At 65.5% G+C, this 11,025-nt stretch carries 13 protein-coding genes; 10 read left to right on the top strand and 3 right to left on the bottom strand.

What is annotated here, in order from left to right:
* Nucleotides 1-52: 52 nt before the first annotated feature.
* Complete coding sequence (locus JOY90_RS35795) at nt 53-592, bottom strand: DUF3617 family protein (RefSeq protein WP_291695805.1); 540 nt, start codon at nt 590-592, stop codon at nt 53-55.
* Between the two features lie 41 nt (nt 593-633).
* On the bottom strand, nt 634-924 hold the full coding sequence (locus JOY90_RS35790; protein ID WP_291695804.1) for a hypothetical protein: 291 nt from the start codon (nt 922-924) through the stop codon (nt 634-636).
* A gap of 173 nt (nt 925-1,097) precedes the next feature.
* On the opposite strand from JOY90_RS35790, the gene JOY90_RS35785 reads away from it, so the two are divergent.
* From JOY90_RS35785 to JOY90_RS35770, 4 genes are all read left to right on the top strand, one after another.
* Complete coding sequence (locus JOY90_RS35785) at nt 1,098-1,556, top strand: hypothetical protein (RefSeq protein ID WP_291695803.1); 459 nt, start codon at nt 1,098-1,100, stop codon at nt 1,554-1,556.
* 109 nt (nt 1,557-1,665) lie between these two features.
* Nucleotides 1,666-2,349, top strand: a complete 684-nt coding sequence (locus JOY90_RS35780; protein ID WP_291695802.1) for a ribonuclease T2 — start codon at nt 1,666-1,668, stop codon at nt 2,347-2,349.
* Between the two features lie 75 nt (nt 2,350-2,424).
* Nucleotides 2,425-3,285, top strand: a complete 861-nt coding sequence (locus tag JOY90_RS35775) for a 23S rRNA (adenine(2030)-N(6))-methyltransferase RlmJ (protein WP_291695801.1) — start codon at nt 2,425-2,427, stop codon at nt 3,283-3,285.
* 253 nt (nt 3,286-3,538) lie between these two features.
* Nucleotides 3,539-3,754: a cold-shock protein gene (locus JOY90_RS35770; protein ID WP_291695800.1), complete on the top strand. Its 216-nt coding sequence runs from the start codon at nt 3,539-3,541 to the stop codon at nt 3,752-3,754.
* 56 nt (nt 3,755-3,810) lie between these two features.
* On the opposite strand, the gene JOY90_RS35765 is transcribed toward JOY90_RS35770, so the two are convergent.
* Nucleotides 3,811-4,491, bottom strand: coding sequence for an outer membrane protein (locus JOY90_RS35765; RefSeq protein ID WP_291695799.1), 681 nt, complete (start codon nt 4,489-4,491; stop codon nt 3,811-3,813).
* A 418-nt stretch (nt 4,492-4,909) separates the two neighbouring features.
* Between JOY90_RS35765 and uvrC the strand changes: the two genes are divergently transcribed.
* The 6 genes from uvrC to JOY90_RS35735 form a co-directional block, all read left to right on the top strand.
* The gene (gene uvrC / locus JOY90_RS35760) at nt 4,910-6,991 is read left to right on the top strand and encodes an excinuclease ABC subunit UvrC (RefSeq protein ID WP_291695798.1); all 2,082 of its coding nucleotides are present in this window, start codon (nt 4,910-4,912) and stop codon (nt 6,989-6,991) included.
* A 333-nt stretch (nt 6,992-7,324) separates the two neighbouring features.
* Entirely contained in the window at nt 7,325-7,942 is a 618-nt protein-coding gene (pgsA, locus tag JOY90_RS35755; protein ID WP_291695797.1) for a CDP-diacylglycerol--glycerol-3-phosphate 3-phosphatidyltransferase, read from the top strand.
* Nucleotides 7,939-8,190 (top strand): molybdopterin converting factor subunit 1, encoded by a 252-nt coding sequence (gene moaD / locus JOY90_RS35750; protein WP_291695796.1) that lies wholly within the window; start codon nt 7,939-7,941, stop codon nt 8,188-8,190. Before pgsA ends, moaD begins: the two co-directional genes overlap by 4 nt.
* Nucleotides 8,191-8,207: 17 nt before the next feature.
* Nucleotides 8,208-8,675: a molybdenum cofactor biosynthesis protein MoaE gene (locus JOY90_RS35745; protein ID WP_291695795.1), complete on the top strand. Its 468-nt coding sequence runs from the start codon at nt 8,208-8,210 to the stop codon at nt 8,673-8,675.
* Nucleotides 8,675-9,661, top strand: a complete 987-nt coding sequence (gene prmB, locus JOY90_RS35740) for a 50S ribosomal protein L3 N(5)-glutamine methyltransferase (RefSeq protein ID WP_291695794.1) — start codon at nt 8,675-8,677, stop codon at nt 9,659-9,661. The genes JOY90_RS35745 and prmB overlap by 1 nt, the downstream gene beginning before the upstream one ends.
* A gap of 129 nt (nt 9,662-9,790) precedes the next feature.
* Nucleotides 9,791-11,025: aspartate aminotransferase family protein (locus JOY90_RS35735; protein WP_291695793.1), on the top strand; the 1,235-nt coding region annotated here is incomplete at its 3' end.

Below are 11,025 nucleotides of genomic sequence, written 5' to 3'. Positions count from 1 at the left end.
CGATGGGCGGCCTGCGCGCGACGGTGCGGATCCCGGTGTAGGAAAGGCGGTCTCAATTGGCCTTCACGGCCGGCAGCAGGTTCTTCAGCTTCTGCACGTCCTTGACGTTGAGCTTGTAGCCGCCGGGCATCACGATGTCGCCCGGCTTCTGCCCCTCTTTGCAGGCGCCGACCCATTTCGCTTCGATCTTGGTCGTGGTGTCGCGGACGCCGGCTGGACCGCCCTCGGTATGCGCGTTCGAGGTGACGGTGTAGGCCGAGTTGAAATCGCCGACCACGTCGGCATGCGAGGTGACTGACATGCCGGCAACGTTGCAGACGGAATCGGAGACGTAGCCGGTCGCTGTCTTCTTCAAGTCCCGCTTGGAGCAGATCTGCTTGGCCGCCGGCGCCACCATGTCGTTCATGTCATGGTCTGTGGTCTCGTCGGTGCAATGCTGCACGGTCATGTCCGGCATGGGCGAGCCGGTCTTGACCATCTTGATCTCCCATAGTCCGGCTTTTCGGACCGGCAAGTCATCGGCGGCCGCCGTGGTAGCCGGCAGCGCCAGCAGGAAACAGCCCACGCAGTACGGGAGAAGCTGTCGCGTCATGATGCGCGCTCCATCGGTTGCTTCGGAGGAATTCGAAAAAATCAGTACAGCGTACGCAGCGGCCGCTCGGCCGCGCCATACGGCACCCAGCGGCAGGCGAAGGAGACATAGCCGCCGGGACGAGGATCGACGGCGAGGAATTTCACCACCTTGCCATAGGAGGCGCAGTGGTCGACCGCGATCTGGCGTGCGTCCTGCTGCATGGCGACGGTATAGGCGATGATGCCGCCGGTGTCGTTGCCCTTGACCGGCGGCACCCAGTCGGCCTGGGCCGGCGCGCAGGCCAGCACCCCCAGCAGCGCAAGCAGGTTTCCGGCCATCATCCTTCGCATCGCAGACTCCGTTTCGCTTGCGTAATATTAATATTAGAGGGCATCGGCGCCCGAGGAAAGAACGGCCACGAGCCTGCCACAGACTTCCCGGTGGGTGTTGCCGCCTTGCACTTGACCCTGGCCGGCCTTCGCGGCACGGTCGAGCCTGACGGATCAGGCTTTTCGGAATGACCATGCGCGCGCTCTCCAGATACTTGCAGCAATTCGGCTTCATGATGGCGCTCGGCGTGCTCGCATCGAGCCCCGCAGCCCACGCGGCCAATCCGCTGGAACTGAATTTCGGCCTGTTCGGCCCGCGCTATGACGGGCGCGTCGCGCCCTGCGAGAAGGCGCTCGGCACCATCACCAATCAGTTCGAGGACAAGGAAAGCACCTACTGGAATTCGCCGCTGAAGATCACGGCCTACGGCAATATCCACGAGATCGCCTTCCGCCCCTGGCAATCCGACAACATGCCGCGGCGCTACTGCACCGGCAGCGTCCAGCTCTCGGACGGCGCGGTGCGCACCTTGAACTATTCGATCATCGAGGACGGCGGGTTTGCCGGCTTCAACCAGGGCGTCGAATGGTGCGTGGTCGGGCTCGACCGCAACTGGGCCTTCAACCCCGCTTGCAAGGCGGCGCGGCCCTGAGCCGATGGCGGCGCGCGGCCGCCTTTCGTCACAAATTTGTTCTTGAAATGTTCTTGACGCCTGTTAGGGTGCCGCCCGGTTGCTGAGCACGCGTTGAGGGGGCGTCGCGATGATTCGACTGATCCGGCTTTCACGATTTGTCGTCGCGCTTGCCGCGCTGATCGGCGCATCCGGCACTGCGCCGGCTCAGGACCGTCGCCAGAACGCCCCCGGCGAGTTCGACTTCTACGTGCTCTCGTTATCCTGGTCGCCGTCGTTCTGCGAAGAGGCTGAGGAACGCGGCAAAGGCAACCGCGCCCAGGCGCAGTGTGGCGGGCGGCCGTTCTCCTTCGTGGTGCACGGGCTGTGGCCGCAATATGAGCACGGCTTTCCCGAATATTGCGAGCAGCCGGCGCCGCGGCTCGACCGCAACGTGATGACCTCGATGCTCGACCTGATGCCGGCGCCGGGGCTGATCTTCAACGAGTGGGACAAGCACGGCACCTGCTCGGGGCTGGGCGGCCGGGCCTATTTTGAGACCATCCGCAAGGCGCGCGCCGCGGTCAAGATTCCGGAAGAGTTCCTGCAGTTGTCCGAGCCGAAGACGATCGCGCCCGGCGACATCGAGAATGCCTTCATCAAGGCCAATCCGGGGCTGACTCAAGCCGGCATGGCGGTGACCTGCAACCGCACGCGGCTCAGCGAGGTCCGCGTCTGTCTGAGCAAGGACCTGCAGTTCCGCGACTGCGGCGAGATCGAGGGCCGCACCTGTCGCCGCGACCAGGTGACAATGCCGCCGATGCGCGGCGGCTAGCGCCGCGCCTGCGCCGGCGGCAGGCCACGGCGATGAGCGTTTGCTGCGATAGGCCGCGTGGCGTAGAGCTGCGCCATGAACTACCGCCACGCCTTTCATGCCGGCAGCTTCGCCGATGTCGTCAAGCACATCGTGTTGGTGCGTATCCTGCTTCATCTGCATGAGAAGCCTTCGGCCTTTCGCGTCATCGACAGCCATGCGGGCGCCGGGCTCTACGATCTCGCCGGCAAGGAGACCGAGCGCGGCGGCGAATGGCGCACCGGAATCGCGCGGATCATGCAGGCGCGGTTTTCGGAATCGGCCCAGGCCCTGCTGATGCCCTATCTCGACATCGTCAGGTCGTTCAATCGGCCCGCCGAGCTCGAGGCCTATCCCGGCTCGCCGTTGATCGCGCGCGCCCTGTTACGGCCGCAGGATCGCCTGACCGCCTGCGAGCTCGAGACGGGCGCCCGCAAGCGCCTGATCGAGGTGCTGCACAAGGATGCCCAGGCCCGCGTCGTCGATCTCGACGGCTGGGTGGCGCTGCCCGCCTTCGTGCCGCCGAACGAGCGGCGCGGCCTGGTGCTGATCGATCCGCCGTTCGAGGCCAAGGACGAGTTCGAGCGACTGGCGGACGTCTTCATCCGCGCCTTCAGGAAATGGCCGACCGGCATCTACGTGCTGTGGTATCCGGCCAAGAGCCGACGCGCCACCGACGAGCTGGCGCGACGGGTCGCAGCCGCAGCGGCATTGGCCAAGCCCGCCGGAAAATGCCTGCGGCTCGAATTCAGCGCCGCGCCGCAGACAGCGGAGGCAGCGCTCACCTCGAGCGGCCTTCTGATCGTCAATCCGCCGTGGACCTTGCAGGGCGAGCTGAAGGCGATCCTCTCCGAGCTGGAGCGGCCGCTCGGCCAGGGCGGCCCCGGTCGGTTCCGGCTGGAAGCGCCCAAAGCTTGAGCCGTGGATTAGCCGAAAATCCGTAGGCAAATTGTGCGGAACCGTATTATGGTTGCACGCATTGGGACTGGCTTTACGTTCCGCTTCCGCGAATGGTTGCGGCGGAGTGATCAAGGCCTCAAAAAATCCAGACGGATCGGCGCGCAAGCCGGGACGTTCAAGGTGGCCAAGCTTTCCGGAAGGCGAATGTCCGGTCGAGCCGGGGCGCATATTGCGCGTCGCGGCTTAAGCATTGCGGGGGAGGAGTTTCCCGATGGCCATGACTGGAACGGTCAAGTTCTTCAACGGGGAGCGCGGCTACGGCTTCATCAAGCCTGACGACGGAGGCCGCGACGTGTTCGTCCATATCACCGCGGTCGAGCGCGCCGGGTTGAAGGATCTGACCGAAGGACAGCGCATCACGTTCGAGGTCGAGCCGGACAAGAAGGGCAAGGGACCCAAGGCAGTCAACCTGGTGGTCCAGTCGTAAAAAAATCCCGGCCGCAAGGGCCGGGAGTGGGTCGTTTCCTGCTTCTTGTTCTGGTGTCAGAAGTGATAGTTCACCCCGGCTCGGAAGACGCCGAAGTGGTAGTCGTTTGACACCCCTGTAATCGAAAATGGCGTATCCGCGAGGTCGACAAAGAGATATTCGGCCTTGGCGCTCCAGCGCGGCGCGAACATGAACTCGGCGCCGACGCCAAGCGTCCAGCCCGCGGTGGTATGGGACTCCGTCAGTGTGAGGTTCTGGCCCTGCAGCTCGCCGAAGGCGAGACCGCCGGTGCCATAGACCAGAATGTTGTTTTCGAAGGTGTAGCCGACGCGGCCCCGGATGGTCCCGAACCACGGGTTGGAGAACTTCCAGGGCGCGAAGGTGTCGTCCGCACCCGTTGCCTGCAGGTCGCCCTCGATGCCGAACACCCAGCACGGGCTGGTCTGGAAGTTGTAACCGGCCTGCACGCCGCCAACGAAGCCGGCCGGCTTGGTCGGGTTGTTGGAGACCGCGCCCCATTCGTAGCCGATGTTGGCGCCGAGATAGGGGCCGGCCCAGCTATAAGCATTGAGCGGCTGGTACACGGTATAGCCACCGCCCGGGGGAGGATAGGCTGGCGGCGGAGGCCCGTAGTTTGGCTGTGGAGGCGGGGGTGGGGGTGGGTATGCGTAATCGGCGGCCTGCGCCGAGGCAGTCCAACTGACGGCGATCAAGGTGCTCACAACGAGCCTTCTCATCTTCTCCTCCAACGCAACTGCCATGCCCCCCGCCGCGACGCCGGCCGCCGAAAACGGCGCCGCATCAGGCAACATGGTTAGGGAACTTCCGCTTTTTTCGATAAGGTTTATCGAGAGTTTTAGGTTAAGGACCTGCTAAGCGACCTTACCGGCCGCTTAACGTTCTTAATGAAGAGTAACCGCCAACCGGCATCGCTAATGAAACGTGAATGGCGGCACGGCATGCCGATGAAGCGTGACGCGCGTTTAAGTCTTGGCATTGAAGTCTTGGCATTTAAGTCTTGGCATTGAAGTCTTGGCATTAAGTCTTGGCGACGCTGCCAGCTCATGCCACGCCCGATTCGAGCCTGTGCGTTGCGCCGCCGGACGTCGTTCCGGCGCTGGCGGCGCACGCCATCAGCGCATAGATTTGCCGAGCATGACACCCGACAGTTCAGATCCGGCCGATCCGCCAGGCGCGCCGCAGGCGAAGACGAGCGCTGAGCCTGAAGCGCGTCCGCAGGAGCTCGCGCCGCCCGATCTCGACCCCGCCAATGCGGCGGGCGAGGAGGACGAGGAAGCGCTGCTGCCGGAGCTGCCGGAGGAGAGCGCCGAGGCCATCGCCGAAGGCCCGCTTGCGATCGGCCATGCGGCGATCGAGAAGGCGGTCCGGCTCGCGCCGACCTCGTCCGGCGTCTACCGCATGCTGAATGCCGCCAGCGACGTTCTCTATGTCGGCAAGGCCAAGAACGTCCGCAAGCGGCTGTCGTCCTATGCCCGGCCGAACGCGCCGCATCCAGCGCGCATCCTGCGCATGATCGCGGCGACCGCCACCGTCGAGATCGTCTCGACCGCGACCGAGACCGAGGCACTGCTGCTCGAAGCCAATCTGATCAAGCAGCTCAGGCCGCGCTTCAACGTGCAGCTCCGCGACGACAAGTCGTTCCCCTACATCCTGCTCACCGGCGACCACTGGGCGCCGCAGATCCTCAAGCACCGCGGCGCGCAGAGCCGCCCCGGCCGCTATTTCGGGCCGTTCGCCTCGGCCGGCGCCGTCAACCGCACCATCACGGCGCTGCAGCGCGCGTTCCTGATCCGCTCCTGCACCGACGGCTTCTTCGAGAGCCGCACCCGCCCCTGCCTGCTCTACCAGATCCGCCGCTGCGCCGGCCCCTGCACCGGCGAGATCGATTTTCCCGGCTATGCCGAGCTGGTGCGCGAGGCGACCGACTTTCTCTCCGGCCGCAGCCATGCGGTGAAGGAGCTGCTCGCGGCCGAGATGGAAAAGGCGTCCACCGAACTCGAATTCGAGACCGCGGCGGTCTATCGCGACCGCCTCGCGGCGCTGTCGGCGATCCAGTCGCAGCAGGGCATCAACCCGCGCACCGTGGAGGAAGCCGACGTGTTCGCCATCCACCAGGAGGGCGGCTATTCCTGCGTCGAGGTGTTCTTCTTCCGCACCGGGCAGAACTGGGGCAACCGCGCCTATTTCCCGCGGGCGGAGAAATCGTTCACGCCGGAGGAGGTGCTGTCGTCGTTCCTGGCGCAGTTCTACGACGACAAGCCGCCGCCCAAGCTGATCCTGCTGTCGCACGCGATCGAGGAATGCGAGCTGCTCGCCGACGCGCTCTCGGTCAAGGCCGGGAACAAGGTCGAGGTCTCCGTGCCCAAGCGCGGCGAGAAGAAGGAATTGATCGCGCATGCCCTGACCAATGCGCGCGAGGCGCTCGGCCGCAAGCTCGCCGACACCGCAACCCAGGGCCGGCTGCTCGAGCAGCTCGCGACGACGCTCGCGCTACCGCAGGCGCCGAAGCGGATCGAGGTCTACGACAACAGCCACATCCAGGGCACCAACGCGGTCGGCGCCATGATCGTTGCGGGATCGGACGGGTTCGTCAAGAACCAGTACCGCAAGTTCAACATCAAGTCCGAAGGGCTGACGCCCGGCGACGACTACGCGATGATGCAGGAGGTGCTGCAGCGGCGCTTCAAGCGGCTGTTGAAGCCCGCAGACGGCGATGACACCAAAGCGAACAAGGCCAAGGTCGACGACGACTCGGTGCCGCAATGGCCGGACCTCGTCATCATCGACGGCGGCCGCGGCCAGCTCAACGCCGCGCGGGAGATTTTTGAAAGCCTCGGATTGACCCGGGTTCAGTTGATGGCCGTCGCCAAGGGGCCGGACCGCGACGCCGGGCGCGAGACGCTGTTCCTGCCCGACCGCGAGGCGATCAAGCTCGAGCCGCGCGATCCGGTGCTGTATTTCATCCAGCGGCTGCGCGACGAGGCCCATCGCTTCGTGATCGGCTCGCACCGCAAGCGGCGCACCAAGGACCTCCGCGAGGCCGGCTTGCAGGAAATCCCCGGCATCGGCCCGTCGCGCAAGCGCGCGCTGCTGCTGCATTTCGGCACGCTGAAGGAGATCGAGCGGGCCTCGATCGCCGATCTCGGCAAGGTCCCGGGCGTCAGCGCCGAGAGCGCACGCAAGATTTTCGAGTTTTTCCACACCCAGACGGGTTAGCGTACCTCTCCGGAGTATTTACCCGGATGAAATGCTGCGCCGTATCAGAAGCGGTTTTATGGAACCTTTGATGGCGCAGCTCCAAACCACCCGCGAATGCGACAAGGGCCTCGCGACGTCCGCGGAAGGGGGATCATTCAGGCGCTGGGCAGCGTCGCGATCCGATGCCGCCCGAACGCCATGCTCAACGAAGTCTTTCCCGCGTTGCCCTATCCCGCGTGCTCCCTATCTTCAAAGGGCAGCATTCGCGATTCGCGTAATATCCGTGTCATGTCCCGGACATGGGATGCCAGCACGGTTGACCTTCGTGTGACGGCGGTATTGGTACGACGGATGAACATTGCAACGACCCGGAGCGCTTCGAAGAGTTCGCTCTCGCTGCCGAACATCCTGACCTATGCGCGGATCGCGGCCGTCCCGATCGTGGTCGGCTGCATCTATGCGCAGTCGATCCTGGACGGCCCGCTGTGGCTGCGCTGGGTGGCGGTCATCATCTTCATCGCGGCGGGAGTGACCGACTATCTCGACGGCTATTACGCGCGCATCTGGAACCAGCAGTCGGCATTCGGCCGCATGCTCGATCCGATCGCCGACAAGCTCCTGGTCGCCTCCTGCCTGTTAATGCTGGCCGCCGACGGCATCATCCACGGCTGGGCGCTGTGGGCGGCGATCGTGATCCTGTGCCGGGAGATCCTGGTGTCGGGCCTGCGCGAATATCTCGCCGCGCTCCGCGTCAGCGTGCCGGTGACGAAGCTCGCCAAATGGAAGACCACCGTGCAACTGGTGGCGATCGGCTTCCTGCTGGCAGGCGAGGCCGGCGACATGGTGGTGCCGGTCGTGACGCAGATCGGGTTGCTGCTGCTGTGGGCTTCCGCCCTGGTCACGATCTACACCGGCTATGACTATTTCCGGGCCGGCATCCACCACCTCATCAAGGAGGATGAGGCATGAAGGTGAAGTATTTCGCGTGGGTGCGCGAGCGGATCGGCAAGGCCGAGGAGACCGTCGAGCCGCCAGCCGGCGTGCGCACCATCGAAGACCTGATCGCCTGGCTGTCGCAGCAGGGCGAGACCTACGCCCATGCCTTCGAGCGGCCGAAGGTGATTCGCGCCGCGATCGACCATGCGCATGTCCGGCCCGACACCGCGATCGCCGGCGCGCGCGAGATCGCCTTCTTTCCGCCGATGACCGGCGGCTAATTCCGGCATCGCTCCGCATGACCGCCATCGTCACCATTCGCATCCAGGAACAAGATTTCGACACCGCGCGCGAGATCGCGGCGCTGAGCCATGGGCGTACCGACATCGGCGCAGTGGTGAGCTTCTCCGGCATCTGCCGCGGCAACGACAGCGGGGAAGAGATCGCGGCGCTGACGCTCGAGCACTATCCCGGCATGGCCGAAGCCGAGATCATGCGCCGTGCCGAACAGGCCATGGCGCGCTGGCCGCTATCGGGATTGACCGTGATCCACCGCCACGGCCGCATCACGCCCGGACAGAACATCGTGCTGGTGGTGACCGCTTCGAGCCACCGGCAGGCCGCGTTCGAGGCCGCGGAGTTCCTGATGGACTATCTGAAGACCAGCGCGCCGTTCTGGAAGCGCGAGGAAAGCGCCGGGGGCGAAAGCTGGGTCGAGGCCCGCGCCCACGACGACGAGGCGGCCGCGCGCTGGACCCGGTCCTGATGGCAAAGCGCGTCAGCAAGGTCGTCAAGCGCAAGCCGGTGGCTGCGCCCAAACGGCTGCCGAAGGTCGCGAGCGGCGAGCTCGTGACCCTGCTCGACCACATCCGCTATGCCACCAGCCTGTTCAACGAGGCCGGCCTCGTCTTCGCCCATGGCACCACCGATCCGATGGCGGAAGCGGCGTTCCTGGTCTGCGAGGCCCTGCACCTGCATCCGACGCAGATCGAGGCCTTTGCGACCGCGCGGGTGACCGCGCCGGAGAGCAAGGCGATCCTCGACTTGGTCGGGCGTCGCATTACCACACGCAAGCCCGCCGCCTATCTGATCAACAAGATCTACATGCGCGGCCTGCCCTTCTATGTCGACGAGCGCGTCATCGTGCCGCGCTCTTTCATCGGCGAGATCCTGGATGCCTGTTTCGGCGGCGAGGATGGCGATGAAGAGGAGGACGCCGAGACAGCGCTGATCCGCGATCCCGACAGCGTGGAGAACGTGCTCGACCTCTGCACCGGCTCGGGCTGCCTCGCCGTGCTCGCGGCACGGCAATTTCCGAATGCACGGATCGACGCGGTGGACATCTCCAAGGACGCGCTCGAGGTCGCCGCCCGCAACGTCGCCGAGCACGGGCTCGAGGACCGCATCACGCTGTCGCGCGGCGATCTCTTCACCCCGCTCGGCGGCGACCGTTACGACCTGATCATCTCCAACCCTCCTTACGTCGATGCCGAGGGCATGGCGGGCCTGCCGCCCGAATGCCGCGCCGAGCCGAAGCTGGCGCTGGACGGCGGCAGCGACGGGCTCGACATCGTCAAGCGCATCCTCACCGAGGCGGGCGATCACCTGACCCCGCAGGGCGGCTTGTTGTGCGAGATCGGCCGCGGCCGGGACCGGTTGCTGGAGGCTTTCCCGCATCTGCCGCTGCTCTGGCTCGACAGCGAGGACTCCGAGGGCGAGGTGTTCTGGATCACCGCCGCCGATCTGGGCTGAAACCGCAAGCTCTGCATTCAAATGCACCCCGCCGCGCGCAAATATCGGCGTCCGCGTGGTTTTCGGCGCACCGCGAAGCTGATAGCCTGAGTTCAGCTCAACCCGCCCGACATTTCGAGAGAGGCCCCCATGCTCGACAAGAGCACCGACGCCGCCACGGTCAACGTGCCGAACGATCTCGCCGCCCACTGGATGCCGTTCACGGCCAACCGCGCCTTCAAGAAGGCGCCGCGGCTGCTCAAGGGCGCCAAGGACATGCACTACATCACCGTCGAGGGCCGCCACATCATCGACGCCGCGTCGGGCATGTGGTGCACCAATGCCGGCCATGGCCGGCCGCAGATCGCCGCCGCCATCGCCAAGCAGGCCGAGATGCTGGACTACGCGCCGCCGTTCCAGTTCGGCATTCCGCAGGCCTTCGAGCTCGCGACCCGGATCGCCGATCTGGCGCCGGCCGGCCTCGATCATGTGTTCTTCTGCAATTCCGGCTCGGAGGCCGCCGACACCGCGCTCAAGATCGCGCTGGCCTATCACCAGATCAATGGCCAGGGCTCCCGCACACGCCTGATCGGCCGGGTGCGCGGCTATCACGGCGTCGGGTTTGGCGGCATTTCGGTCGGCGGCATTGTCAACAACCGCAAAATGTTCGGCACGCTGCTGGCCGGCGTCGATCACCTGCCCGCGACTTACGATCGTGACAAGCAGGCCTTCACCAAGGGCGAGCCGGAGTATGGCGCGCATTTCGCCGACGAGCTGGAGAACCTCGTCAATCTGCACGGCGCCAACACCATCGCCGCCGTGATCGTCGAGCCGATGGCCGGCTCGACCGGCGTGATCCCGGCGCCGAAGGGCTACCTGAAGCGGCTGCGCGAGATCACCCAGAAGCACGGCATCCTCTTGATCTTCGACGAGGTCATCACCGGCTACGGCCGGCTCGGCCACGCCTTCGCCGCCGAGCGTTACGGCGTCACGCCGGACCTGCTCACCTTCGCCAAGGGCGTCACCAATGGCGCCGCGCCGATGGGTGGCGTGATCGTGCGCGACACCATCCACGACGCCTTCATGAGCGGCCCGGAGCACATGGTGGAGTTCACCCACGGCTATACCTACTCGGCGCATCCGATCGCCTGCGCGGCCGGCCTTGCCACGCTCGACATCTACCGCGACGAGAAGCTGTTCGAGCACGCCAAGGCGCTGGAGCCGAAATTCGCCGATGCCGTGATGTCGCTCAAGGGTCTCCCCAACGTGCTCGACATCCGCACCGTCGGTCTCACCGCCGGCATCGACCTCGCGGCGCTTCCCGACGCGGTCGGCAAGCGCGGCTACCAGGCGATGGAGACCGCCTTCCACAACAACGACCTGAT

The sequence above is a fragment of the Bradyrhizobium sp. genome, assembly GCF_019242285.1.
Lineage (GTDB): Bacteria > Pseudomonadota > Alphaproteobacteria > Rhizobiales > Xanthobacteraceae > Bradyrhizobium.
This window is presented reverse-complemented; position numbering and strand designations above follow the sequence as displayed.

Bases quoted from the DNA above. Each gene is read 5' to 3' on its own strand.
- JOY90_RS35795 (WP_291695805.1), bottom strand. From the start codon at position 592: ATGACGCGACAGCTTCTCCCGTACTGCGTGGGCTGTTTCCTGCTGGCG.
- JOY90_RS35790 (WP_291695804.1), bottom strand. From the start codon at position 924: ATGCGAAGGATGATGGCCGGAAACCTGCTTGCGCTGCTGGGGGTGCTG.
- JOY90_RS35785 (WP_291695803.1), top strand. From the start codon at position 1,098: ATGCGCGCGCTCTCCAGATACTTGCAGCAATTCGGCTTCATGATGGCG.
- JOY90_RS35780 (WP_291695802.1), top strand. From the start codon at position 1,666: ATGATTCGACTGATCCGGCTTTCACGATTTGTCGTCGCGCTTGCCGCG.
- JOY90_RS35775 (WP_291695801.1), top strand. From the start codon at position 2,425: ATGAACTACCGCCACGCCTTTCATGCCGGCAGCTTCGCCGATGTCGTC.
- JOY90_RS35770 (WP_291695800.1), top strand. From the start codon at position 3,539: ATGGCCATGACTGGAACGGTCAAGTTCTTCAACGGGGAGCGCGGCTAC.
- JOY90_RS35765 (WP_291695799.1), bottom strand. From the start codon at position 4,491: ATGAGAAGGCTCGTTGTGAGCACCTTGATCGCCGTCAGTTGGACTGCC.
- uvrC (WP_291695798.1), top strand. From the start codon at position 4,910: ATGACACCCGACAGTTCAGATCCGGCCGATCCGCCAGGCGCGCCGCAG.
- pgsA (WP_291695797.1), top strand. From the start codon at position 7,325: ATGAACATTGCAACGACCCGGAGCGCTTCGAAGAGTTCGCTCTCGCTG.
- moaD (WP_291695796.1), top strand. From the start codon at position 7,939: ATGAAGGTGAAGTATTTCGCGTGGGTGCGCGAGCGGATCGGCAAGGCC.
- JOY90_RS35745 (WP_291695795.1), top strand. From the start codon at position 8,208: ATGACCGCCATCGTCACCATTCGCATCCAGGAACAAGATTTCGACACC.
- prmB (WP_291695794.1), top strand. From the start codon at position 8,675: ATGGCAAAGCGCGTCAGCAAGGTCGTCAAGCGCAAGCCGGTGGCTGCG.